The sequence below is a fragment of the Candidatus Pseudothioglobus singularis PS1 genome, from assembly GCF_001281385.1.
In the GTDB taxonomy this organism is placed as follows: Bacteria; Pseudomonadota; Gammaproteobacteria; order PS1; family Pseudothioglobaceae; genus Pseudothioglobus; species Pseudothioglobus singularis.
The window spans coordinates 1,379,887-1,404,353 of sequence record NZ_CP006911.1; the positions used below are offsets into that span (position 1 = coordinate 1,379,887).

At 30.8% G+C, this 24,467-nt stretch carries 23 protein-coding genes; 6 read left to right on the top strand and 17 right to left on the bottom strand.

Annotated features, from left to right (window positions below; genetic code table 11):
* Positions 1 to 8: 8 nt before the first annotated feature.
* Genes rfbG through W908_RS07005 form a run of 6 tightly spaced genes read right to left on the bottom strand, consistent with a single transcriptional unit; the run spans position 9 to position 6,319 of the window.
* Positions 9 to 1,094, bottom strand: coding sequence for a CDP-glucose 4,6-dehydratase (gene rfbG / locus W908_RS06980; RefSeq protein WP_200908875.1), 1,086 nt, complete (start codon positions 1,092 to 1,094; stop codon positions 9 to 11).
* Positions 1,076 to 1,849, bottom strand: coding sequence for a glucose-1-phosphate cytidylyltransferase (gene rfbF, locus W908_RS06985; RefSeq protein WP_053820804.1), 774 nt, complete (start codon positions 1,847 to 1,849; stop codon positions 1,076 to 1,078). Before rfbF ends, rfbG begins: the two co-directional genes overlap by 19 nt.
* A gap of 4 nt (positions 1,850 to 1,853) precedes the next feature.
* Positions 1,854 to 2,897, bottom strand: a complete 1,044-nt coding sequence (gene mtnA / locus W908_RS06990) for an S-methyl-5-thioribose-1-phosphate isomerase (RefSeq protein ID WP_417903552.1) — start codon at positions 2,895 to 2,897, stop codon at positions 1,854 to 1,856.
* Positions 2,898 to 2,900: 3 nt separating this feature from the next.
* The gene (locus tag W908_RS06995) at positions 2,901 to 3,428 is read right to left on the bottom strand and encodes an adenine phosphoribosyltransferase (protein ID WP_053820512.1); all 528 of its coding nucleotides are present in this window, start codon (positions 3,426 to 3,428) and stop codon (positions 2,901 to 2,903) included.
* Positions 3,429 to 3,437: 9 nt separating this feature from the next.
* Positions 3,438 to 4,322, bottom strand: coding sequence for an S-methyl-5'-thioadenosine phosphorylase (locus tag W908_RS07000; protein WP_053820513.1), 885 nt, complete (start codon positions 4,320 to 4,322; stop codon positions 3,438 to 3,440).
* 23 nt (positions 4,323 to 4,345) lie between these two features.
* Positions 4,346 to 6,319, bottom strand: a complete 1,974-nt coding sequence (locus W908_RS07005) for a bifunctional aldolase/short-chain dehydrogenase (RefSeq protein ID WP_053820514.1) — start codon at positions 6,317 to 6,319, stop codon at positions 4,346 to 4,348.
* Positions 6,320 to 6,577: 258 nt separating this feature from the next.
* Between W908_RS07005 and rfaD the strand changes: the two genes are divergently transcribed.
* Genes rfaD through W908_RS07020 form a run of 3 tightly spaced genes read left to right on the top strand, consistent with a single transcriptional unit; the run spans position 6,578 to position 9,566 of the window.
* The gene (gene rfaD / locus W908_RS07010) at positions 6,578 to 7,582 is read left to right on the top strand and encodes an ADP-glyceromanno-heptose 6-epimerase (RefSeq protein WP_053820515.1); all 1,005 of its coding nucleotides are present in this window, start codon (positions 6,578 to 6,580) and stop codon (positions 7,580 to 7,582) included.
* The gene (gene rfaE1, locus W908_RS07015; protein WP_053820516.1) at positions 7,579 to 9,003 is read left to right on the top strand and encodes a D-glycero-beta-D-manno-heptose-7-phosphate kinase; all 1,425 of its coding nucleotides are present in this window, start codon (positions 7,579 to 7,581) and stop codon (positions 9,001 to 9,003) included. The genes rfaD and rfaE1 overlap by 4 nt, the downstream gene beginning before the upstream one ends.
* Positions 9,000 to 9,566, top strand: coding sequence for a D-sedoheptulose 7-phosphate isomerase (locus W908_RS07020; RefSeq protein ID WP_053820517.1), 567 nt, complete (start codon positions 9,000 to 9,002; stop codon positions 9,564 to 9,566). The genes rfaE1 and W908_RS07020 overlap by 4 nt, the downstream gene beginning before the upstream one ends.
* Here the strand turns inward: W908_RS07020 and waaF are convergent.
* Genes waaF through W908_RS07035 form a run of 3 tightly spaced genes read right to left on the bottom strand, consistent with a single transcriptional unit; the run spans position 9,563 to position 12,133 of the window.
* A complete protein-coding gene (gene waaF, locus W908_RS07025) occupies positions 9,563 to 10,444 on the bottom strand; it encodes a lipopolysaccharide heptosyltransferase II (protein WP_335334131.1) in 882 nt (293 codons plus the stop codon). The two genes, W908_RS07020 and waaF, sit on opposite strands and share 4 nt — an antisense overlap.
* 41 nt (positions 10,445 to 10,485) lie before the next feature.
* Positions 10,486 to 11,346: a glycosyltransferase gene (locus tag W908_RS07030; protein ID WP_053820519.1), complete on the bottom strand. Its 861-nt coding sequence runs from the start codon at positions 11,344 to 11,346 to the stop codon at positions 10,486 to 10,488.
* On the bottom strand, positions 11,336 to 12,133 hold the full coding sequence (locus W908_RS07035; protein ID WP_053820520.1) for a glycosyltransferase family 2 protein: 798 nt from the start codon (positions 12,131 to 12,133) through the stop codon (positions 11,336 to 11,338). Before W908_RS07035 ends, W908_RS07030 begins: the two co-directional genes overlap by 11 nt.
* Before the next feature lie 112 nt (positions 12,134 to 12,245).
* Here W908_RS07035 and W908_RS07040 point away from each other — a divergent pair, with 112 nt between their 5' ends.
* Positions 12,246 to 13,037, top strand: a complete 792-nt coding sequence (locus W908_RS07040) for a glycosyltransferase family 2 protein (RefSeq protein ID WP_082345029.1) — start codon at positions 12,246 to 12,248, stop codon at positions 13,035 to 13,037.
* The gene (locus W908_RS07045) at positions 13,034 to 14,437 is read left to right on the top strand and encodes a mannose-1-phosphate guanylyltransferase/mannose-6-phosphate isomerase (RefSeq protein ID WP_053820522.1); all 1,404 of its coding nucleotides are present in this window, start codon (positions 13,034 to 13,036) and stop codon (positions 14,435 to 14,437) included. The genes W908_RS07040 and W908_RS07045 overlap by 4 nt, the downstream gene beginning before the upstream one ends.
* Here W908_RS07045 and W908_RS08930 read toward each other — a convergent pair.
* Positions 14,434 to 16,401 (bottom strand): glycosyltransferase family 9 protein, encoded by a 1,968-nt coding sequence (locus W908_RS08930; protein WP_082345045.1) that lies wholly within the window; start codon positions 16,399 to 16,401, stop codon positions 14,434 to 14,436. The two genes, W908_RS07045 and W908_RS08930, sit on opposite strands and share 4 nt — an antisense overlap.
* Positions 16,388 to 17,563, bottom strand: coding sequence for an O-antigen ligase family protein (locus W908_RS07055; RefSeq protein ID WP_053820523.1), 1,176 nt, complete (start codon positions 17,561 to 17,563; stop codon positions 16,388 to 16,390). Before W908_RS07055 ends, W908_RS08930 begins: the two co-directional genes overlap by 14 nt.
* 54 nt (positions 17,564 to 17,617) lie before the next feature.
* Here W908_RS07055 and gmhB point away from each other — a divergent pair, with 54 nt between their 5' ends.
* Positions 17,618 to 18,145 (top strand): D-glycero-beta-D-manno-heptose 1,7-bisphosphate 7-phosphatase, encoded by a 528-nt coding sequence (gene gmhB / locus W908_RS07060; protein ID WP_053820524.1) that lies wholly within the window; start codon positions 17,618 to 17,620, stop codon positions 18,143 to 18,145.
* 39 nt (positions 18,146 to 18,184) lie between these two features.
* Here gmhB and W908_RS08935 read toward each other — a convergent pair whose 3' ends face one another.
* The 6 genes from W908_RS08935 to waaC all read right to left on the bottom strand — a co-directional run bounded on the left by W908_RS08935 (position 18,185) and on the right by waaC (position 24,369).
* Positions 18,185 to 19,114 carry a carbamoyltransferase C-terminal domain-containing protein gene (locus W908_RS08935; RefSeq protein WP_335334135.1) on the bottom strand — a complete coding sequence of 310 codons (930 nt, stop codon included), beginning with the start codon at positions 19,112 to 19,114 and terminating at the stop codon, positions 18,185 to 18,187.
* Positions 19,098 to 20,009, bottom strand: a complete 912-nt coding sequence (locus W908_RS08940; RefSeq protein WP_335334132.1) for a carbamoyltransferase N-terminal domain-containing protein — start codon at positions 20,007 to 20,009, stop codon at positions 19,098 to 19,100. The genes W908_RS08935 and W908_RS08940 overlap by 17 nt, the downstream gene beginning before the upstream one ends.
* Positions 20,010 to 21,089, bottom strand: a complete 1,080-nt coding sequence (locus W908_RS07070; protein WP_053820525.1) for a glycosyltransferase family 9 protein — start codon at positions 21,087 to 21,089, stop codon at positions 20,010 to 20,012. It lies immediately after the preceding gene.
* A gap of 13 nt (positions 21,090 to 21,102) precedes the next feature.
* Positions 21,103 to 22,224, bottom strand: coding sequence for a glycosyltransferase family 9 protein (locus W908_RS07075; RefSeq protein ID WP_053820526.1), 1,122 nt, complete (start codon positions 22,222 to 22,224; stop codon positions 21,103 to 21,105).
* Positions 22,224 to 23,300 (bottom strand): glycosyltransferase family 9 protein, encoded by a 1,077-nt coding sequence (locus W908_RS07080; RefSeq protein ID WP_053820527.1) that lies wholly within the window; start codon positions 23,298 to 23,300, stop codon positions 22,224 to 22,226. The genes W908_RS07075 and W908_RS07080 overlap by 1 nt, the downstream gene beginning before the upstream one ends.
* 73 nt (positions 23,301 to 23,373) lie before the next feature.
* On the bottom strand, positions 23,374 to 24,369 hold the full coding sequence (gene waaC / locus W908_RS07085; protein WP_053820528.1) for a lipopolysaccharide heptosyltransferase I: 996 nt from the start codon (positions 24,367 to 24,369) through the stop codon (positions 23,374 to 23,376).
* Positions 24,370 to 24,467 lie beyond the last annotated feature (98 nt).

Here is a 24,467-nt window from a genome sequence, read left to right on the forward strand (position 1 = left end):
TAATATTCCTATTTATTTTGATAGTTTTGAATTTGGTTTAAACATATTTCCTTACATTTTGAAGGATTTGATCTCTCTTCTTTATGCCACTCTACAATTTTAGTTAGAGCTTCATCTAAAGTCCATTTAGGCTTCCAATTTAAATTTTTCAAGGCTTTACTGCAATTAAGCTTAAGAAAGGCAGCCTCGTGTTCATGGAAATTTTTGTCCATAGTCCATTGTGATTTGTCACCCCACAAATACGCAATTCTTTTTACAATCCACTCTACTGGTCGAGCATCTTCATCATTTGGTCCAAAATTCCATGCTTCTGCATGAATAGAGCCCTCTGTAAATAGTAATTCAGCTAATAGCATATAACCAGAAAGTGGCTCTAAAACATGCTGCCATGGCCGGACTGCATGAGGATTTCGGATCTTAACTTTTTCTTTTTTTTGAAAAGCGTCAATTATATCTGGAATTAGTCTATCTTCAGCCCAATCACCACCGCCAATAACATTACCAGCCCGAACAGAGGCAATAGCTGTATTATTTTTCTGAGAATTTGTATTTGCAAAAAAACTATTTCTATATGATGAAATTAACAACTCAGAAGCACCTTTGCTACTACTGTAGGGATCAAAGCCCCCCATTGGGTCATCTTCTACATATCCTTCATAGCTCCCTGTATTTTCATAGCATTTATCAGAAGTGACCATAATTGCAGCTTTAACATTACCAACATTTTTTATTGCTTCAAGAATGTTGACTGTGCCCATTACATTGGTTTCATATGTTTCTAAAGGGTTTAAGTATGAATATTTAACTAGAGATTGAGCAGCTAAGTGAAATACAATTTCAGGCTTGTATTTTTGAAAAATTTTTGTTAAACCTTGAAGGTCGCGTATATCTTGCCTATGACTTATTATATCATTAGCAATATGAGCTTTTAAATACAAACTTGGCTTTGAAGGTGGGTCTAGTGAAACTCCAATTACTTCAGCACCTAGGCTTTTCAGCCATAAAGTTAACCAACTTCCTTTAAAGCCTGAATGCCCAGAAATTAGTACTTTCTTACCAGACCAGAAACTATAATTCACTTCCAAACACGCCATGGTGCTTTAGAATTAGTCCAGAGATCCTCAAGGTAATTCTTATCCCTTAAAGTATCCATAGGCTGCCAAAAGCCATCATGATTAAAAGCAATCATGTTGCCTTTTTGAGCTAAAGTCTCCATTGGCTCATGCTCCCAAAAGGTAGTATCATCAGCAATGAACTCAATTACTTTGGGTGAAAGGACAAAAAAACCACCATTGATTCTTGCACCATCTCCTCTTGGTTTTTCTACAAAGGTCTTAACTTGTCCATTTAATATCTCTAGAGCACCAAAACGCCCAGGAGAGAAAACTGCTGTAAGAGTAGCTAGTTTTTGATGTGCCTTATGATGTCTTATCAGAGCGGCAATATCTACATTACTAACCCCATCTCCATAAGTTAGGCAAAATGCCTCTTCATCTTTAACATAGTCAAGTACTCGTTTAATTCTCCCTCCAGTCATAGTATTTTCACCAGTATCAACCAAAGTAACTGTCCAAGGCTCTGCTCTTTCTTGATGAACATGCATTTTATTGTTCTTCATATCAAATGTTACATCAGACATGTGGAGAAAATAATTTGCGAAATATTCCTTTATTAAATAACCCCTGTAGCCACAACAAATAATAAAATCATTTACGCCATGATATGAATAAAGTTTCATAATATGCCAAAGTATCGGTTTATTTCCAATTTGAATCATGGGTTTTGGAATATTATCAGTTTCCTCACTAATCCTAGTTCCAAACCCACCCGCTAAAATAACTGCCTTCATGAACTTATCCTTCAAATAATTTAGATATTTTTTTGGCATTAGGACTGAAAATAACTCCTTTTTCAGTAATTAAACCAGTTACAAGATCTGCTGGGGTGACATCAAATGCAGGATTTCTAACAGACACTCCTTTTGAAGCCCACTGATAATCTCTGAAGCCAGTAACCTCATTTGCTGACCTTTCTTCAATAGGTATTTCATCTCCAGAAGATATTGATAGATCGATTGTTGATAAAGGACATGCAACATAAAATGGAATATTGTGCCTTTTAGCTAATACAGCTACCATATAAGTTCCAATTTTATTTGCAACATCTCCGTTACCTGCAACCCTATCAGTCCCAACCACTACAGCATCAACCTTCCCTGTTTTCATCAAATGGCCAGACATATTATCGGAGATAAGTGTAACTGGAATCTTTTCTTGGACCATTTCCCATGCAGTAAGGCGAGCACCTTGAAGAAAAGGACGAGTTTCATCAGCAATTACTGAAATTGATTTCCCTGATTCAACTGCAGATCTCACAACCCCAAGAGCTGTTCCATGTCCAGCAGTTGCTAGTGCTCCAGCATTGCAATGAGTAAGAACGCTTGAATTATTGGACAAAACTTCTGCGCCAAAACTACCCATAGTTTTGTTAATTTCAATATCCTCTCTTAATATTTTGTGCGCTTCTTTCAAAAGAATTAAAGCAATAGCTTCAGGTTCTTCATTCGTTTCAGCCATTAAATTTTTCATTCTATCTACAGCCCAAAAAAGATTTATAGCCGTAGGTCTGCTTTCTAATAAAATCTTAAAAGCAACCTCCATACCAACCAAAAAATCCTCCAAATTAGCTTTACTTAAGCATAGTGCTTCTAGGGCTACTCCGTAAGCAGCAGCACAACCAATAGCAGGGGCTCCGCGAACCACCATGGAGTAGATTCCATCCGCAACTGATTTAGCTGTATAGTAGGATATATACTCAAAATTTTCCGGCAATATCCTTTGATCAATCATTTCAAGATGATCTTCATTCCATCTTAAAGTTTCAATATTTTTCACAATTATTTACTCCCCTTCAAATTCGCATAAAGTAAAGACCTTCTGCCCCATATTTTGAAGTCGCTCTCTACCACCAATGTCAGGCAAGTCAATTACAAAGCAACATTCAATTATTTCTGCCTCCATTTTTTCAACTAATCTTACTGCAGCTGCAACTGTACCTCCAGTGGCAATTAAATCATCAACGATCAATACTCTTTCACCTTTTTTAATAGAGTCTATATGGATTTCAATCTTGTCAGTTCCATACTCTAAATCATATTCTTCAAAAATGGTTTTTGAAGGCAATTTACCAGGCTTTCTAATTATGACTAGACCAATATTCAACAAGTAAGCTAACGGGGCACCAATAATAAAACCTCTTGCCTCAACTGCAACAATTTTATCAATTTTTAAATCCTTATAACGATTATAAAAATCGTCTATAACTTCTTTAAATCCACTAGGGTCATTCAATAATGTAGTTATATCCCTGAACATAACTCCCTCAATTGGATAATTTTTTATTGTTCTGATTTTAGATTTGATAGACACAGATAACTCCTAATTATTGTTCAAAACTCTTCCAGCAATAGCCTCTAACTTTCTAACTAATTTCTTATCTCTAAAGTTCTGTTGGGTAATAATTGCATTATTGAGACTTTCTTTGCAAATGCATTCTGCACTCTTGGAGTCAGCATCTATTATTGGGGCAACTTTTTTTACTAAATATCTTGCATTATCAGCATTGTCACTTAATACCTTTATCATAGACTCAACACTTACATTATCATGATTAGGATGCCAACAATCATAATCTGTAACCATGGCCACTGAAACATAGCATAATTCCGCCTCTCTTGCTAATTTAGCTTCAGGCATATTTGTCATTCCAACAACGTCACACCCCCAACTTCTATATAGCTCAGACTCTGCAACTGAAGAGAATTGTGGCCCTTCCATTGCAATGTATGTGCCTCCTCGGACAGTCTTAATTGACGCATCGTTTGCAATCTGTTCTATATGATGACCCAAACGATTACAAACTGGATGAGCCATAGAGACATGCGCAACTAAACCTGGCCCAAAAAAACTTTTTTTTCTTTCAAAAGTTCTATCAATAAATTGATCAATAATTACAAACATGCCAGGTCTTAAGTCCTCCCTAAGAGAGCCAACAGCACTAACTGAAATTACATCTGTCACACCTGCTCTTTTCAAGACATCTATATTTGCTCTGTAATTTACTTCAGAAGGTGGAATACGATGACCTCTTCCATGTCTTGGAAGAAAAACCATTTTTTGCCCATCTAGTTCTCCAAATAATAGTGAATCAGATGGCTCCCCAAAAGAAGAGTTAATTTTTTTCCATTGCGTATTTTTAAGGCCATCAATTTCATAAACTCCACTTCCCCCAATAACTCCAAGAATCGTTTCTTGATTTTTCATGATATTCCTAATTGATGTAAAAATTAAATAACTCTTTCATTCCCACCATCCACTGAGACTTGAGCTGCAGTAGTCCTAGAAAATAATGGTCCACACATTTCAGCTGCTAATTCAGAAACATCAAAGCTACTTATTTCGATTTTTAGTAAATTATTTGATTTATATTCATCAACTGAAAGTCCATAATTTTCTGCTCGAGATTTTAAAACTTCCTCTGTCCAAATTCCTGTATCGAAAACAGCATTTGGATGAACTGTATTTAATCGAATACCATCCTCACCCCATTCCATTGAGAGCACTCGCATCAATTGATTAAGAGCCGCCTTAGAGGCAGAATATGCAGCTGCGCCTGGACCAGGAGCAGGAACATTTTTTGAACCAATAAAAACCACTCTTCCAGAATTAGGTGCAAGCTTTAATATTGGATAAATTAAACGAAGTAAGTTAAAGTTAGCATCTAAATTAATTGAAAAAATACTTCTCCATTCTTTAAAAGGCAACTCTGAAACTTTATGAGCTGGGGGGAAAATTCCAGCATTAAGGACGGCCATATCTATTCCACCAAAATAACGAACTGCCAATTCAATTGATTCTTTCAACTCATCATCATTAGTGAGATTACAAATTATTCCCAAATAATTTTTATCATTTGATACTTCTTTAATAGATGAATCAATATCAAGTCCAATAACGGCCGAACCTCTATTTAAAAAAGACTCAACACAAGCCCTTCCAATTCCAGAAGCTGCTCCAGTAATTAATACAACCTCACCCTCAAACACAAAGGAATTAATATTTTTTTTCAATTTGGCTTGTTCAAGATCCCAATATTCAAGGTCAAAAATATCCGAACTTGGAAGCGCCTTAAAACCACCTAATTTTTCAGCTCGAATAATACTCAACATAGTATGCTCATAGATGTCCGAAACTATCCCGACTTCTTTCATGTTTTTGCCAATTGAACATACTCCAAACTCACTATCAATAACGATTCTTGGTAAAGGATCAAGCATTGTTTTTGATTCTTTTGCATTTAAAACATTATGGTCAAAGTAAGAGGTGTATTCTTTTATATACTTTTCAACATCTCGCCCAATCATTGGAACTCTTTTAGTTCGAATCACATGATCTGGAGTAAGTGGACCTTGATTTGCAATTTTTTTTAAATCAGGTCGTTTTGAAAAATGAACTCCAATTTCTTTATCACTAAGATTAAGTAAAAGTGGTTTTTTTGCATTTTTAGAAATTAATTGTCTTAACTTAGGTATTTCTGTAATTAAGCTTTCATTTGAAGAGGGTGGAGAAGATATTTGAATATCCCAAGCATTTTGTTCGTGAATATAATTTTCAGCATCAGCTACTAGGTCAATCATTCGATCATAAGACTCTTTGGCAGAATTTCCAAAAGAAAAAATCCCATGATTCATCAAAATTATTCCTTCTGTTAAGGAAGTAGCTTGTTCAGAAAATATCTTATCAACTGACTTTGCAAGATCAAACCCAGGCATAACATAGGGAACAACTAGAACCTTATCACCATAAATTTCTTTAATTCTTTCTTCGCCATTTGAAGTATTAGAAATTGTAACTACAGAATCAGCATGGGTGTGATCTACAAATTTAAAAGGCAATATCGCGTGCAGAATTGTTTCAACAGAGGGCGCTGGCGCATTAGCATCAGTTAGCTGAGTTTTTAACTCATTAACCATTTCTGGATCAGAAAGTGATTCTAGTTTAGCCAGACTTACCATATGAGACATACGAACTGGTGAAAATCCAGCCCTTTCAATTGATACTAGATCCCAGCCACTCCCTTTAACATATAGAATTTGTTCTTCATCACCTAGTAAATTTTTCTCAAGAATTTTGACTGATGTATTTCCACCACCATGCAAAACTAGAGATGAGTCTTGTCCAAGTAACCTTGATGAATAAACTCTTGCATCTAAATCATCCTCAAAAGAAAAAGTGTTAGACTTGTCCCATAAATTTTTCATTTTTTTTATAAAATCTCAAAAAAAACTCTCTTATTAATGATAATAATTTTAACTCATTTACTTAACTTTAAGCACAGATTTTAAAGCAATAATAAAAAATATCTTATAAAAAACTAGAGTTTTAAATTGGTTTAATAAATTCATAAAAAAATTTTAAAAATCCTTATCTTTTTGGTATTAAGCTTAGCCATTGAATCACTCCTAGCCTATATAATAAAGCTTAAACAAATAAGATGATGTTATGCATTACTAACTAATATGATATATAACAAAATAAATTTTAATAATAAGACTATATTAATTACAGGAGGAGCGGGCTTTATTGGAAGCAATTTAGCATTTTATTTTCAAGAGAATTTTCCAGATTGTCATGTAGTTATTTTCGATTGTTTTAGAAATGAAAAAACTTTTTCAAATAACAACTTAAAGAGTTTTGGTCATTATAAAAACTTAATTAATTTTAAAGGTGATGTGATTTGTGGAAATATTAATATTAAAGACGATCTTAATCTCCTGAATAAATATAAATTTGACTATATATTTCACCATGCTGCAATTTCTGATACACGCGTCTATGATCAAGAAATTATATTTAAAACAAATATTAATTCTTTTTACGACATCTTGAATTTAGGCAAAAAAGATCATGCAACAATTGTTTATGCCAGTTCAGCAGCAACTTATGGTGACTTGCCTTCACCCCAGACAGAAGGTTGTGAAAAACCGGAAAATCCATATGGTTACAGTAAATTTATGATGGATCAAATTGCTAATCATTTTTCAAAGTTAAATCCATCCATGAGTATTGTTGGGTTAAGATTTTTTAATGTTTATGGGCCTGGTGAATTTTACAAAAACCAAACATCATCTATGGTTATTCAGCTAGCAAATCAGCTATTATCTGGAAACAAACCTAGATTATTTAAAAATTCTAACAAAATTTTTCGTGATTTCATATATATTGATGATGCTATACAAGCCAATATAAAAGCGTGTGATCCAATTAAAAATGGAACTTACAACGTGGGAACTGGAATTCCTAGAAGCTTTAAAAATATAGTTGATATTTTACAATTAGAGTTACAAACTAATCAAACAATTGATTATTTTGACAACCCATATAAAGATTATCAAAATCATACGCAGGCAAATCTTTCAAAAGCAAAGGAATTTCTTCACTTTGAGCCAAATTTTTCATTAGAACAAGGAATTAAAAAATATATACCTGAGATAAGGCTCTCATATGGAAGAAATATTTCATGATTAATTTTAAGAACAAAACTCCAAAAATACTAGTTATTGGTGATTTAATGATCGACCAATATCTTTGGGGATCCTGTGATCGTATCTCTCCTGAAGCTCCAGTTCAAGTAATCAATGTGGATAATGAGAGTGTATTATTAGGAGGTGCAGGGAATGTTATTAATAATCTGAATGCTCTCAAAGCAAATGTTGATGTAATTAGCGTAATTGGAGAATGTGAAACTTCAACTGAACTTAAGGGCTTGCTGGCCAAGATAAATATAAATACTCAATTCTTAGTTACTCAAAAAAATAGAATCACAAGCAGAAAAAGTAGAATTATTTCTGCTCAACAACAAGTAGTTAGGTTCGATCGTGAAAGCAATGAAGAAATTAATGAAAAATCTCAAAAAATTATTCTTTCTACCTTTAAAAAAATAGTTATTAATTATGATATTGTTTTACTCTCAGATTATGGAAAAGGCGTACTTACTCCAAATCTAACAAAAAAATTAATTAAAGTTGCAAACCAAAATAATAAAAAAATATTGGTAGATCCAAAGGGCTTGGACTTTTCAAAATACACAGGAGCGTACCTTTTAACTCCAAATAAAAAAGAAGCTAGCGAGGCAACAAATATTATTATTAGAGATAAAGATAGTCTTACTGACGCTATATTACATCTTAAAAATCACTACAAATTGAATGTATCTTTGATCACTTTGAGTGAAGATGGTGTGGCAATTTATGACAAAAATTTACGTATCCATCCCACTACTGCAAGAGAAGTTTATGATGTAACAGGGGCAGGTGATACAATTCTTGCATCACTTGGTTTTGCTTTGTCATGTGATATAGATATAGATCAGGCTGTTCAATTTTCAAACCTTGCTTCAGGCGTAGTTGTTGGAAAAATTGGTTCAGCTGTTGCAACTCTAGACGAAATCATAGAATATGAATCGAGCCTTAAAAAATCAAATAGTAGAGAACACATTAAAAACTGGAGTGAAATTAGTGTAATAGTTAACTCTTTAAGAATCAAAGAAAGAAAAATTATTTTTACTAATGGATGCTTCGATATTCTCCATTTTGGACATATTAAATATTTAGAAAAAGCTAAAAGCTTTGGTGATGTATTAATTTTAGGCCTTAATTCAGATGCCTCAATTAGAAAACTTAAAGGTCAGAGTCGTCCAATAAATCCCCAAAATGATCGTGCATATATTCTTGCTGCTTTAGAAGTTGTTGATTATGTTGTGATTTTTGAGGAGGAGACGCCATACGAATTAATCAATTTAATCAAGCCAGATATCTTAGTTAAGGGCGGAGACTATAAGGGTAAAGAAGTAATTGGAAAAAATATTGCAAAAGAATTAAAGTTGGTAGAATTTATTGAAGGCAAAAGTTCTTCTGATACTATTAAAAGGATTCAAAAAGGATGAAAGAGCTTATTAATAATGAATTTAATGCACACATAAAAACTGCAAACTTACTACATAATTTAACTGATGTTGTAGCTGAATCTGCCAAAATATGTATTGATTGCCTTAAAAATGGTGGAAAGATTCTATTAATTGGCAACGGAGGGAGTGCTGCAGATGCCCAACATATTGCTGCAGAGTTAGTTGGGAGATACAAAACAGAACGTAAAGGCATACCAGCAATTGCACTTACTACAGACTCATCTATTCTCACTTCAATTGGTAATGATTTTGGATATGAACATATATTTGATAGGCAGATTGAAGCAATAGCTCAAAAGAATGATGTATTAATTGGAATTAGCACAAGTGGTAGAAGTAAGAATATAATTAGCGCACTCAAAACAGCATCTCTCTTAAAGTGTCTTACAATTGGTTTTAGTGGTAATGGTGGTGGCGAGATGAATAATATTTGTGATTTAAATATAGTTATACCCTCTGAAGATACGGCAAGAATTCAAGAAATGCACATAATAATTGGGCATACAATCTCTCACCTTATTGATCAAGAATTTAGCAATTAACATAGGCCTTTAACTGCTTCTAATACATCTTCTGATTTAATAAGTTTCATGCAGTTATGATGATGAAGAGGACAAATGCGTTGCATACAAGGCTGGCAAGCTAAATTTTTTTTCACTATTACACTCTTCTCATTTAGCCATTGAGAAGTTTCATATTCATTTGTTGGCCCAAAAATGGTCACTGTTGGAACATGAAATGCAGCCGCAATGTGCATAGGGCCACTATCACCAGTAACAAATAAATCTAGCTTTGAGATTAAATCTACTAATTGACTGATTGAAGTCTTAGTTGAGAGATTTTTATAATTTTTAATACCTTTTTTAATTAAACAAATTTCAATATCTTTTGCAATATCTTTTTCACCTAACCCGCCAAAAATAATAATATCAAATTGATTAGAAAGATCAATTGCGACTTCAGCAAATTTTTCAGGATGCCAGCGTTTAGCGCTTCCATAAGATGCACCTGGATTAATGCCAAGTAATTTACTTTTTTTATATCCAGAATATTTTTTATTTGGTAACTTTAAGTTGCTAGCTTGAGAATTTATAGCAAAACTATCATTTATAAATTTATTATATTTTTCAACTTGATGACCATTAGTATATTTATTTTTGTCAAATTGAAACTTTAGTTCAGAAGAAACAATAAATTTAATAAATTTTGAGCGATAAGAACCTCTAAAAGACAAAAAAATATCAAATTTATCTAAATTTTTTAAAAAGTTATATAAATTTATAATTTTTTTCTCAAGCACATGTGAATCGATTACTTTTGGATGATTTTTTAAAACCTCTATTGAAACTTGAGAACCAATTAAAGTTATTTCTGCAGATTTAAAATGCCTTACAAGGTTCTCAATCGCAGGAGTTGCCATAACACTATCCCCGAGCCATGAGGGCATTTCAATTAAAATTTTCATCTTACGGTTTTATAATGTTTTTTACTTAAATCAATTCCAAAAAGTTTCTCAAGCCTTATCATAATTCGGTGTTTTTTTTGCTTAAAACTTAAATTATATTTACTATCCACCTCAAATAATCCTTTTTCTTTTGGAAGCCAGTCCCTAATAATATCTGGATGCGTCCCATTAAATTCTTTAATTATTGATTTATCCATTTGAGAATATTCAATAATCTTAGGATCATCATTCCAATATTTTTGAACGTGAGTACTTTTTAAATTCATTTGCTCCTCACTTCTAACCCAGCCATAATGAAAACAATTTATTCCAATTTTTTTCGCTTTAGGGTATCTACCTTTTTTATTAGAGCTCAGTACTAGCCAAAAAAGACCATCTGGGGCATATGATCGAATTGATGTTTTTATAATTCGAGCTTCAGAACGATACCAGCCAGGTGAATTCAGATAACTATTTGCGTTACCATAGAAATGAATAAAGTCAAATGCAATTGCCTCAACATTTGGATCATTCAAATAGATTTTCATAGACTTTTTAATTTTCTCTAAATCTTTCTCATGATAAATTTCGTCACCTTCAATGTAAAAAGCCCAATCACCAGTGCAATTAAATTGAGAAATCATTTTTTGTTGGCCATAGACATAGCCTCGATTTTTCATACTATCATTCCACTTAGATTCAATAATACGAATTTTTTTATCTTTAAGTGTTTTAATAATCTGCAAAGTATCATCCTCACTCTTTCCAACATTGATAATGAACTCATCAACTATTGGGAGAATAGACTTAATAGACTCCAGAAATGGATAGCCAAGTATCTGTCCATTTTTAATAAATGTAAATGCACTAACTTTCATTAATTTCTCTTGAATTCATTCCATTTTCACACCAGGCAATTCTATTGTTTATTGAATCCTGTAACATCTCATTATTCTTTTTTAAGGCTATTCTTTTATTTTCATTGTGCCATAAATGAAATTGAATCGCTTTAAATCTGATGTTTTTTCTCTTAATCCCACTATTAATTAGTCGAACTGCAAATTCACTATCTTCCCTCCCCCATCCTTCAAATTCATTATTAAATCCATTGATTTTGATACAATCTTTTCTGAAAAAACTTAAATTACAAGTTTTAATTCCCCTCAAACCATTTTTTTTATTTGAAAATAAATATGATAGGCATTTTGAGCGAATTGAATTTTTTCTATTTTTAAAGTTCGAAGAAAAAAATGGAAAAATAATCTTTTTCTTTAATAAAGCCCTACTAGTTTGCATCCTAGATAACAAAACTCGAGAGCCTTGAACAAAGTAACCTTGCTCTGAAGCTGCAATATGGTCCAGAACAAAGTTTTTGTCAAGTATGACGTCGCCATCGATTAGTATAATGTAGTCACATGTTGACTTAAGTATCGCCAGATTTCTTGATCTTGCGGCTCTAAAACCCATATCCTCTTGCCAAGAATAAATAATATTTAATTCAGAATTATTTTGAAAAACCTCAACTTGAGATCTAGTCTCTAAAGTACTTCCATCATCTGCAATTATTACCTCATTTGGTAAAATAGTCTGATGGTTAACACTTTCTAGAACTAGTAAAAGTGATTCTGGCCAATTATAAGTTGTGATAATTAGACTAATTTTCATCAAAGCTCAAGTTATTGGATAAAATAAGAAGAAATTATAAGCAATATATTGCCTTAAAGAGCTTTATGATAGAAATACCTTCTATTAGCAAATTTAAAACTTAAAAAATATTATGAAAATATCAGTTTATATTATTGCTTTTAATGAGGTTGAAAAAATACGTGATTGTATTAATAGTGTTTTATGGGCTGATGAGATTATAGTTGCTGACTCAAATAGTACTGATGGAACCTCTGAAATTGCTGAAGAACTTGGAGCAAAAGTTATTCACATTCCTTTTAAAGGTTATGGTGACCTAAGAAATCAAGCTATTACTCATTGCCAAGGTGAGTGGATAATGAGTCTTGATTCCGATGAAAGGTGTACAAAGGAAGTTCGTGATGAAATTATTGAACTGATTGATAACGCACAATTTGAGATATACAAAGTTCCAAGAAAGAATTTTTTTATGGGTAAATGGATTATGCATTCTGGATGGTATCCAAATTTTAGACAACCTCAGTTATTTAAAAAAGGAAAAATGACATACACGATGGATTCAGTTCATGAAGGCTTTATTTGTCATAGCGATAAGGATATTGGAAAATTAAAAAATGTTATTTGGCAATTTCCTTTCAAAAATACTGAGGAAGTAATGTACAAAGCAAATCGTTATTCAACTCTTGGAGTTTTAAAGTTGAAAGAAAAAAATATAAATGGAAGTGTATTAAAAGCATTTTTACATGGTCTATGGTCCTTTATTAAACACTACATAGTCAAACTGGGCTTTTTAGATGGTGGTGCAGGCTTTGTAATAGCCTTTGGTAATTTTGAAGGAACTTTTTACAGATATTTAAAACTAACTGAATCTCAAAAAAAATGGAATCCACCGAAAACTCAACCAATAAAAAAAGATAGCAAATGATTTTTCCAGTCATTCTTTCAGGTGGAAGTGGCACAAGACTATGGCCATTATCCAGAAAACAGTACCCAAAACAATTTATTAGTCTCATTAATGATACTTCTTTGTTTCAAGAAACAATTAATCGTCTTCCTGCTAAAGCATCAAAACCTCTAATAATTTGTAATGAAGAACATCGATTTATAGTGGCTGAACAACTACGCCAAATAAAGTCAAAAAATAATGGCATTATTTTAGAGCCTGTTGGTAAGAACACTGCACCTGCAATAGCCCTTGCTGCTTTTTACTTAAAAAATAAAAATATTGATCCTACATTACTAGTTTTATCTGCAGATCATCTTATTGATAATAATCAGAGGTTTCATGAGGCAATTGAAATCGCTGAAAAATATGCAAATCAAGGCAAATTAGTTGCTCTTGGAATTAAACCAAAAAACCCAGAAACAGCCTATGGTTACATTGAAACAGACAATTCATTAAATAATGATTTTTATAAAATTAAATCATTTACTGAAAAACCAGATTTAGAATCTGCAGAAAAATATATTGAAACTGGAGGTTATTACTGGAATAGTGGAATATTTATTTTTAAAGCCTCTGTTTACTTAAATGAATTAGAAAAATATGAACCTGAAATCTTTAAATATTGCAAAAATTCCTGTTTAAATAATTCCGAAGATCTTGATTTTGTAAGATTTGACAATGATGAATTTGTTAAGTGTCCAAGTAAATCAGTTGATTATGCTGTAATGGAGAAGACCAATAATGGTATTGTTGTCCCCCTAAATACCTATTGGAGTGATATTGGATCATGGAATGCCTTATGGGAGTCAAAACCAAAAGATATTAATAACAATGTCAATGAAGGTGACGTTATAGTTAATAACGTCAAAAATTCATTTATTTATAGCTCTAATCGACTTATTGCTGCCAATGGCATTAATGGTCTTGTAATTGTTGATACTCAAGATGCACTTTTAATAACTGATAAAGAACACTCTCAAGAGATAAAACATATAGTAGAGCTTATTGATGATAAAAATCGAATTGAATCAAAGAATCATAGAAAAGTATATAGACCATGGGGCTACTATGATTCAATAGATTCAGGAGTTGGCTTTCAAGTCAAAAGAATCTTTGTCAAGCCCTATGCCAAACTATCTTTACAAAAACACAAAAAGAGAGATGAGCACTGGGTAGTTATTAAAGGAACTGCATTGATAACTTGTAATGACAAAGTATTCTCACTAAAAGCGAACAAGTCTACATATATACCAAGGGGATCAATTCATAGGCTTGAAAACTCTACGAATCAAACTTTAGAAATAATTGAAATACAAACTGGTGATTACTTTGGAGAAGATGACATTATCCGTCTAGCAGATGATTATTCCCGTAATTAATTTCTATATTCTTTGATTTTGAAAAATCTTTGTTTTATTAATGTAAAAAATGGACGCTTAATCTTAATCTTCTGTGCTAAATAAACTTGATCTTTAATAGAAAGCAGCTTGTTTTCCTGGAAAAATTTTGATAGTATTTGAACAGCATGCTCTTTTTTTCTTCGAGTTGAATATAAACTTACAAATCTTTTTCCTTCAACTATTTGATATTTTTTTAATAAGATTTCTGATAATGAAAATGACTCAATTGTATGTGATGGCACAATTTCAAAAAACTCAAGCATCAACTTATCAGCCCAATCCAGACTGGAAAGCATATTTGGCATTACTCCTATCATAAGAGAGCCCCAAATTTCTGAATTTGGACTTAATTCATAACACTGTCCACCATATTCAATTTTTTGATCTTTTAAACTTTCCAAATAAACCTTAAATCTTTTTCTATTGTATATTAATCCCTCATTTAAATAAAAAACTGCCTGATTGAATTTAATTAATTCAAACAATGGAAATGGTGATTTATGAAAATATGTATCAGTATCAAAAAATAGAATCTTATCATGAGAATTAAGTTTCATTTTATTCATCACATAAGCCAAACCTCTATTTTTAATCCTAAATTCATAAGCACCAGATAAGGACCATTCTTTTTTTTGATGTGCTTCAATTAAGAGAGTCTTAACTGGATAACCAATAAATTTTTCTGGTTTTTCAGTTAAAACTATTATTTCAATTGGATCTTTCTCTTCTATCCAATTCATTAGAGTTAAAAAACTATATTTTGCTCCATCATAATAACCTTCATCATTACCATAAACTATATATAGAATTATTTTTCGATTTTGTTGTTCTATACTAATACTTTGTTGTAATTGAACTTGAGAATCTTTTCGTAAAAGCCAATTATTAAACTCATTGAAAATATTTTTTGGTTTAATTTTATCTAAACAATCACTGTGCAAGTGAAGATCATTACATCCTGCTTTACCACATGCTACACATGGAAGATTTGCTTGGAAAAGTGTAATATTTCCATAATTTTGTATTGGAGCATCTTTTCGTGCTGATCTAAAAATAGTATTGGACCATGGTGACCACATGTTTATGTTTGTAGGGCCAAAAATTGCAAAAATTCGTTTATTTTGTGAGGCTGCTATATGCATATTCAATGTGTCCATACCAATGTAGGCGAGCGACAAATGACTTAATGCAAAATATTCTTCTAAGGTTGTTTCACCAATTAAATCAAATACATTGGGCAATATAGGTAAAGAGTTTTTTATACTTAAATCAATTTGGTTGTTACTTCCAGTTACTAAAACACTTATTCCAATAGAACTCAAATGGACTAAGAGCTCATGTCTTAATTTTTTTGGATAAATTTTGTACTCATATTGAGTAGATGGATGAAATATTACAAAATTATTGATGCCTTTTTTAAATAATTTCTTTTTAACATTTGTAATTGATTCTTTTTTTATAAGAGGACATTCTTGAATACTTTCGTGAGGAATTTTAAGCAAATTCAGTGGCTCTAAATTATTTAATAAGATATGTTTATTTGAATCAAAAAAATAGTAATCATTTGGTAAGATTTTTTTCCACCAAGATTTTTTAATGTTTTCGTCAATAGCCGTAATAGATTTTCTACTTGCTAAAAGAGAGTAGATTACACTCCTATCACTAGAAGTTAAATTAATACTTAAATCGTATTTTCTATAAATACTCTTTACTAATGTTTTCTCTTGAGTCCATTGAGCTTCCTGTTTTTTTTTATAAGAAAATGTATGAATATAATTTATGAATTGCATTAATTTTGCAATTTGAAGAGTATCGTCATTAACTAATAAGTCAATCTGGGGAGAATTATAGTGCTTATAAATAGATGATATTAATGATTGACTTAAAAAAACATCACCATTAGATCTTTGAATAACTATAAGAATTTTTTTAATTTTTTTCAAAATCTCTATAAATAAAAGAGCTAAAAAATACAAATAATAAACTAGTATAGTGCCCCAATAGATAGGAATCCCCCAACATCAGGACTAAAAAAAGTGTTGGTAAAGCTATACCAATATTTTTCATTAATTCATTTTTGGATTTCCAAGCAAATAAAAGTTGTTGGTAAAAAATTGAAAACATGCTCATTAAGCCTAAAAGACCAAGTTGAGCTGCCACTAGAACATACATGTTATGAGGATTAGTGGCATTAGGGGAATTTGGCGATTTGATGGAGTTTATTTTCTTATATTCAACTGGAAAATCTCCTGTACCAACACCAAGAAACATATTTTCTTTAATTATTTCCCATGAATTAATTGCGAAAGTTAATCTTGGATCACCATTAGATAATGCATTAATGGTACTATCAATTCGTAACTGAAAATATGGACTTGCCTGATAGGCCAAAATAAAAATTGATGGGATTACAAGACATATAACAAGTAGTGATTTAATTTTTTGATACTTAATATATTGAAAAATTAACAGCGCAATAACAAAAAAGAAACCTAGTTGGCCTGCTCTTCCTAGAGTCAAAAACATATTGAAACTCATGGCAATTGCAAAAAGAATTAATAAAACTAATTGGTATCTATTTAATTTTTTATTAAATAAAACTTCATTCAGAACAAGATATATAGCAAAAGCCAATATAGGATTAAATGAAACATGGGTCATGAATGGCGTAGGATCAAAAATGTTAGCATTTTTAAAAGGTGCAATAATTTCAAACCATATAAGATAAGATAAAATTTCTGTTAGAAAAATTGCTAAGAGAAATGAAAAAATATAATATCTAATATGTTCTTGTTTTACGACAGTATAAAGAACAGGTAATAGTAATAAAAAATACCACATTTTGTGAACAATATGAAGACCCCACGCCAAATCCTCTGTCCAAATTAATCCAATGAGATGAATCAAAAAGAATATTATTGATGCTATCATGATCTTACTATTTACTATAAGATCATATTTGGCTAGATAGTTGCCTGAAAATAACCATAAAAGGACAATAATCACAATAATTAAGTTGGCCCCAAAAACTGTAAGTGGCAATAAGAATGCGAGAATTATTAATAAGTATTGGTAAATTTTATCTATAGCAGTTTTTTCTAGCATCTAAATTTTTTTTATTGATTACAAGCCAAACATTAATTATACTCACCTTATATTATGGCTACAAAAGCAATTTTCTTAGACCGCGATGGTGTTATTAATAAAGAAATAAACTATTTGTATAGAATAGAAGACTTTCAATTTATTAATGGTATATTTGAAGCTTGTCAATTTCTTGAAAGCTTAAACTATAAAATCATTGTCATTACTAATCAATCTGGTATTTCGCGTGGTTACTACACTGAAATTGACTTTCAAAAAATAACTAAATGGATGTTGGATCAATTTTATAAGAATAATATAGAAATATTAGATGTAATTCATTGCCCCCACCTCCCAAGCGACTGCTGTGTCTGTAGAAAACCAAAACCAGGCATGTTGCTGTCTGCTAAGTCTAAACATTCTATTGATATGGAAAAATCTTGGATGATTGGAGACAAAGAAGAAGATATTATGGCAGCAAATGCTGTAAATATTAAAAATACTATTCTGGTAAGAAGTGGTCATAAAATTAATGAAAAAATTACAAAAGCCAAATTTGTTATTGACTCTTTAAAAGAATCAAAATATGTAATCAATAAATAAAAAATATCTTGACTTGCTTATTAAGATATAAGGCTAAAATTATTTAGCTTTTACTTTAAAACCCTCGATATATAATTCATCAATATTACAATCAAGAAAATCTAGTATTGCATCTTGTGGAGTACGGACAATTGTTCTTCCATGAAGATTAAATGAAGTATTCAAACTTACACCATAGCCTGTGATGTCCTTTAATGCTTTTAAGTATGAATAATAGTCAGGGTTGTCTGCTTCTTCAACAAATTGAGGCCTTGCAGTTCCATCAACATGAACAGCACATGGCAGGTCTTTTATAAACTCTTCCTTCATACGAAATGCAATAGCCATATGCTTATGAGAAAAGCTATTCTCAAAAAGTCTCTCTCTTTCCTCCTCTAAAATTGAGGGACAGAATGGCTGATAAGAAGGTCTCATTTTCACCTTACTATTAATGATCCTTCTAGTTTCTTCTAACATCGGATTCCCAATAATTGATCTATTGCCTAAAGCTCTAGGCCCAAATTCCATCTTGCCATGAAATAATGCGCATACTTTACCTTTAGATACAGATAAAGCGGCATGCTTGGGCCATTCATCTTTCAAATCTTCAAACGAAATATTAGGATAGATCTCTAATGCTTTTTTTACTTGTTCTCTAGAATATGAGTCACCAAAATATGGCATTTGAAAGTTTTTGAGCCAACTAATATCTTGATTAAATTTTAAAGCAGTTAATATCGCACTACCTAAGGCAAGACCATCATCTGCCATTGATGGCAATACAAAAATATTTTTAATATTAGTTCGCTCATAAATATTTAAACTCATAATAATATTTGCAGATACACCGCCAGAGAGGCATAAGTTCTCTATGGGGTATTTCTCATAAACACATTTAAGATAATCCACTATAGTATCTTCTAGATAATCTTGAACTACTGCACAAAAACCTTCATCTCCTATTCTAGCTCTCTCATTTTTTAAAAAAATTTATATCAAAAAAAAGATTTAATTTCTTTGCGTCATAATTAATACATAAGTTTGTGCTATCAATTTTTGTAGTATTTTTTAATTCATTTAACAGTTTTTGGTCTGCAACTCCAAAAGCAGCTAAAGCTTCTACTTTGCCCTCGTCACTATTTGGATGAAGGTCCATGGCTTGAGTAAAATAATTATAAATACGACCGATAGAAGAAAATCTATCTCCGTCACCAATCAAATTAGCTTCTGAATGTCCAATTAACTCATAGTCATTCGCACTATTAAAAAGATATAATTTACTAAAAAAACCATCTCCTTGACCATCAATAGTCAAAGCAATTGCCTTCTTTTCACTAAATGGTGAAAGACAATAAGATGGAATGGCGTGACACAAGTGGTGATCAAAATAAAAGACTTCTTTAGGGTAAAGTTTGAATAAGCTAAAATTCCTTTTTATGTAATTAGTAAATGCAATTTTATTACCTAAAGTAGTCTCTGATATCAATGCCCTTTGAATTTTTGCAAAATAATACATTCTCACCGCTTTAAAATTTCTGAATAAAGATTTAAAAATTAATTTATTTTTTCTTGATCTCGTAATTCGAAGATCTTTAATATATTTAGGTTTAACTATGAGTCGAATGGCTTTTTCAATATCCTTGTTATAGGTCATTTTTTCTCTTAGCTCGCCATCATTTCCTTTATCTTCAAAATCATTATAAGAATGGGAGACAAAATCAACATAATCAAACATATATTCTTCAAGAATTGGAGTTATGTCTAAGTAATCATGCTTAATTCTAGTTACTCTCTCAGTACTCATTGCAAAAATAGTTTTTTCTTCAGTGTCTATTAAGCAAAGAGCGCTATCGTGACCACAATATTTTGTACCCATAATTTTCATTTATTTTTCCTCTAAAACATTAATTATATTTATTGCTGAGGTAACCACTTCATCAACACTATAATTATAAAGACCAGACTTACTCTCAGCAAAAATCGTCTTACTTAATGATGACTTGGGTGCCCATAATCTGAAACTTTTTTTATTATTTTCGTGGATTGAAATTACTGGTGTATTAAATGCAGATGCAATATGAATAATTGAAGTATCTGGTGAAATAATAATATCAATTTGATTTATTAAAGAAGCTACATCAATTATAGTTTTTGTTTCATATGACAAGCAGACGAAACTCAAATTCATTTCACTAACTATTTTTAATAAACTCTTTCTATATTTCGGTGATGATAGTAATATTATTTTAATATCTTTTTTTTCTTTATATATATTCTCACAAATTCTAATTAACTCAGATGTTTTTAATCTCTTGTCTGGTGAAAAAGCTTCAACATTAATACCAATTTTTAATTTATTAGCAATATTTGAAATAAACAATTTTGCTTTTTGATTTTCATAATCACCAAGAAAAAAATCATAATTACTTGATAACGAACTTAGTCCAAAAAAAGTTAGGGTATCAAGCCAAATGCTTGAAAAATGATTATTTTCATTTTTATATGTAAAATAATCATAAAGTTTAAGTTCCTTTGCTTTAACACCATATCTCTCATATTTATATACAGAAATTATTTTTTTGGGTTTTATGATTTTGTGCCTAATAATCGTATGCGGTACTATTGAATGCTCTAGCTCAATGCAAACATCAAAATTTTTAAGTCTTAACTTAATCAAAGTATAGAAGTCAAAAAGTAAATTATTTTTATAGTTAGTATATATTTGCTTGATATATGGATTGTAACGTAGCACATCTTTATTGGCTTTACTAGCTAAAACACTTATTTCAATTTCTGGATAAGCTTTTTTTAGTTCTCTGAATAATGGAGTTGTTAGAATCATATCCCCTATTCGGTCATATCTAAAAATTAAGATTTTTTTTGATTTTTTTATATCAAAGTTAACATTTTTCTTCTTTGTTAAAAACCTAAGAATGAGGGATTTAATTTTTTCTTTTCCTGCCATAAAAATGATGCAGTTATCTTATTAAATTTTCTGAGAGCAAATCATCTGCATAATTAACAACTTGATCTGTATTAATCGACTTTAAATTATTATATTCATCAGAAAATATAACATGATTTAAACTTGAGATAGGCGACCACTTATCGTAATTACTCCTGTTATTTTCATATATTGCAATCAAAGGTTTATTGAATGCACACGCCATGTGTACTATTGAGGTATCAGGAGAAATAATTAGATCAACATTACTTATAATTGCAGCAATATCTAGTACTGAAGTAGTTAAAAAACATGGATAAGCAATGGCATTATTCGTTTCAGCAATTATGTCGTTACTTATTTTGCTATTTCCTGGCTTATTTATCAAAATAAAAATGATATTTTTATGTATCCTAGCTAAATCATCCATTATTTTAGCTGCATCTTCCTTAGATATTCTTCTTTCTATATTTGCACCTTCTAGATTAAACGCTATCAAAAATTTTGACTTATCAAATGAAGACAAGAATGTTAATGCTTTTTTCCTGTGACTCTCTTCTAAATAAATATCATAATATTTATCAATAGGCTCTATATTCAATAATCTTAGGATATCAAGTGCTGTATCCCTTTGATGAGTTAATTCAGGATTGGTATAGAAATCATATGGTAGAACTTCATCAGGCGCCATATCATACCTCCCCTCAGTTTTACTAACTGCTAGGGTTCGTCTGGGATTAATAATCTTTAACATTATAATTACCTTGGTTATAACCTTGGCTTCGAGCTCAATAACAAAATCAAACTTTTGTTTTCTTAGATGCACAAGAACTGGTAATAAGTTGAACCATTTATTTCTATAAATATGAACTTTATCAATATGAGGATTTGCTTTAGACATTTCTTCATTTACTGGGTTTATAAGAACTTCTAACTCTGAATTTGGAAATGCTAACTTTATCTCTCTTATAATTGGACTACAAACAATCATATCACCAATATTTTGATTCATTAATATCAAAAAACTTGGACAATCAGATACTGAAAGTGATTTAACCTTACTCTTACAAATAACTTTTAAAAAATTAGACTTAAAATGATTAACTAATTTTTTTTGTAATATAAAAATAAAGTGGATAGAGCTTTTTTTAAACATTAAGGTTGATCCAAAAATTCTTTGACTTCTATATATTTTTTATATATGACTTCAGTATTGATATTATTAACATCCTTATTGTCAAATAATGGATAGGCATTAATAGAATTTGTCAGTCTCATTTGCTGATTAACCCTTGCAAATAATGGAATAAAACATGTATCTACTGCACAAGCAGCATGCATTAAACCTCCATCGCAGCAAAATAATACTTCCCCTTTCTTAATAATATACGCAGTTTGCGTGAAGGAAAATTGTGAAACACAATCATATACATTAAAGTTTTCAAATTGATCCATAATAATCTTTGCACTATGTCCTCCATTAGAAGATCCAACAATAACTATATTTAAATTATTATCTGCATGCAAAATTTTTTTTAAAAGTGTATCCCATTTAGTAAAAGTTCTAAATGGCCACTCACCTCCTAAGGCGACAACAATATATTTGGTTGGTAAATTTTGAATTTTAACAATTTCTTTATCATTCTCCGAAATTGTCAATGATGGTTTTGCGATTTCATTAATTCTTTTTTCATTACTCACATAGCCAAGCAGATGATTTAATCTATGAAAACTAAACAGTGTTCGATTAATATCTGGACCGTTATAAAAGCCATACATTCCAACAAAAGGTGTTGATGGTGCAATGTCAAATTTAACCTTTAAACTTCTTGTGCTATATGAATCTATAATTACTAGATTATATTTTTTTTTAATAATTAATTTTTTGTCAGTGAATACATTTGAAAATATCTCATCTTCTGAATAAATACTACTATCTGTAATATTCGTAAATAAATCTACATTTTTGTTTTGAAGCAACACTCTGCTAGAAAGATCCATCAAACTATCACCAAAACTTGGTGCCGAGATATTAATCCACAAGATGTTTTTATGCTTTTTACTTATATTATCTAATTCCAGAGAATACTGACGAAGAAGATGGACAATAAAACATCGTTTTATGAATTTTAAATAGCGCTTAAAAATAGAATTTTGCTGAAGATAGACTATTGCATCATTTTCAACTTTGTATTTAAAGGGTAATTTATAAGTTCTATCGAATTTAAACATTTTTTATTTTTCAATCATCGGATATTAATTATCTCAATTTTTTTGTTAATTGATTAATAAAATAGCTCAAGATTTAGCTTAATAATTGACTAGCTAAATTAGCTACATCAGCTATTTTAATTTCCTTTATTGAATTATCATTTTTATCGATTTTTCTTGGATTAACAATTGATTTTGATTCAAGAATTTTGTTTATTTTTGTTACTCGGGTATTGCGATAGCCTGGTGTTGGCCCAAACAAAGTTATTGAGGGAGTATTTAGAGCCCAAGCCATATGTGTAGGCCCAGTATCTGGGCCAATTACAAGATCAACTTGCTTAATTAATGATATTAGCTCATCCAAGGGAAATTTATTTAATATTCTTACCGATGGCGCAAGATTCTTTATCTTTAAAGCCTTCACTTTTTCAACATCATTTCCCCAAATAATTAAAAAATTTGCTTGCATTATATTTATTACTCCAGCAATTTTTTCTAATGGGAAGCATTTAGCCTCATAAGAAGCTCCAGGAATAATAACTACATTAGGTAATGTATTTGATAGTTCTTCAATTAAAACATTGCTCCCTGAAAACAAAAAAGGTTTTTTTTCATCGATGAACTTTGATAGAAAATCAACATTTATTCCATTTGCTACGATTGCTAAGTTTCGTTCGATTATGTTATCTTCATATCTACACTTAAAAGTCTTATTATAGAAAAATGATGCGTATCTTTCTTTCAATGATTTACCATCAAAGCCCATAGTTATTTTAGAAGGAATAAATCGAGCTAACATTGCCGATTTAATCAAGCCTTGCATATCTATAACTAAATCATATTGCTTAAAATTAGAAAATTGTCTAAGCTCTTTTAAAAAAAGAAAAACTGATTTTTTTCGTTTTGCTTTTTTGATATTCACTGTATGAACTTTTCGAATATCTGGATTAAATTCTAATATACCTTTAAATGCTTCTTCAACAAACCAATCAACTTCAATCTCAGGATTATTATTTTTTATATATTGCAAAACAATCATGGAGTGGATAATGTCACCCAATGCTGAAAGTTTAACTATAGCTATTTTCATAAAAAGTATTTTACAACGTCATTCACTTTTCAAGCACTTCATATTAAATTAGTCTTTAATGATATAATTTATTTTGGTTAATTTATCCTGAACATTGT

Excerpts from the sequence above, each read along its gene's own strand:
- W908_RS08940 (WP_335334132.1), bottom strand. The coding sequence starts at position 20,009 with ATGAAAATTATGGGTACAAAATATTGTGGTCACGATAGCGCTCTTTGC.
- gmhB (WP_053820524.1), top strand. The coding sequence starts at position 17,618 with ATGGCTACAAAAGCAATTTTCTTAGACCGCGATGGTGTTATTAATAAA.
- W908_RS07070 (WP_053820525.1), bottom strand. The coding sequence starts at position 21,089 with ATGGCAGGAAAAGAAAAAATTAAATCCCTCATTCTTAGGTTTTTAACA.
- waaF (WP_335334131.1), bottom strand. The coding sequence starts at position 10,444 with ATGGCAACTCCTGCGATTGAGAACCTTGTAAGGCATTTTAAATCTGCA.
- W908_RS07005 (WP_053820514.1), bottom strand. The coding sequence starts at position 6,319 with ATGAAAAATTTATGGGACAAGTCTAACACTTTTTCTTTTGAGGATGAT.
- rfaD (WP_053820515.1), top strand. The coding sequence starts at position 6,578 with ATGATATATAACAAAATAAATTTTAATAATAAGACTATATTAATTACA.
- W908_RS07055 (WP_053820523.1), bottom strand. The coding sequence starts at position 17,563 with ATGCTAGAAAAAACTGCTATAGATAAAATTTACCAATACTTATTAATA.
- W908_RS07080 (WP_053820527.1), bottom strand. The coding sequence starts at position 23,300 with ATGTTTAAATTCGATAGAACTTATAAATTACCCTTTAAATACAAAGTT.
- W908_RS07020 (WP_053820517.1), top strand. The coding sequence starts at position 9,000 with ATGAAAGAGCTTATTAATAATGAATTTAATGCACACATAAAAACTGCA.
- rfaE1 (WP_053820516.1), top strand. The coding sequence starts at position 7,579 with ATGATTAATTTTAAGAACAAAACTCCAAAAATACTAGTTATTGGTGAT.
- W908_RS07040 (WP_082345029.1), top strand. The coding sequence starts at position 12,246 with ATGAAAATATCAGTTTATATTATTGCTTTTAATGAGGTTGAAAAAATA.
- W908_RS07045 (WP_053820522.1), top strand. The coding sequence starts at position 13,034 with ATGATTTTTCCAGTCATTCTTTCAGGTGGAAGTGGCACAAGACTATGG.
- rfbF (WP_053820804.1), bottom strand. The coding sequence starts at position 1,849 with ATGAAGGCAGTTATTTTAGCGGGTGGGTTTGGAACTAGGATTAGTGAG.
- W908_RS07035 (WP_053820520.1), bottom strand. The coding sequence starts at position 12,133 with ATGAAAATTAGTCTAATTATCACAACTTATAATTGGCCAGAATCACTT.
- rfbG (WP_200908875.1), bottom strand. The coding sequence starts at position 1,094 with ATGGCGTGTTTGGAAGTGAATTATAGTTTCTGGTCTGGTAAGAAAGTA.
- W908_RS07075 (WP_053820526.1), bottom strand. The coding sequence starts at position 22,224 with ATGTTTAAAAAAAGCTCTATCCACTTTATTTTTATATTACAAAAAAAA.
- W908_RS07030 (WP_053820519.1), bottom strand. The coding sequence starts at position 11,346 with ATGAAAGTTAGTGCATTTACATTTATTAAAAATGGACAGATACTTGGC.
- waaC (WP_053820528.1), bottom strand. The coding sequence starts at position 24,369 with ATGAAAATAGCTATAGTTAAACTTTCAGCATTGGGTGACATTATCCAC.
- W908_RS07000 (WP_053820513.1), bottom strand. The coding sequence starts at position 4,322 with ATGAAAAATCAAGAAACGATTCTTGGAGTTATTGGGGGAAGTGGAGTT.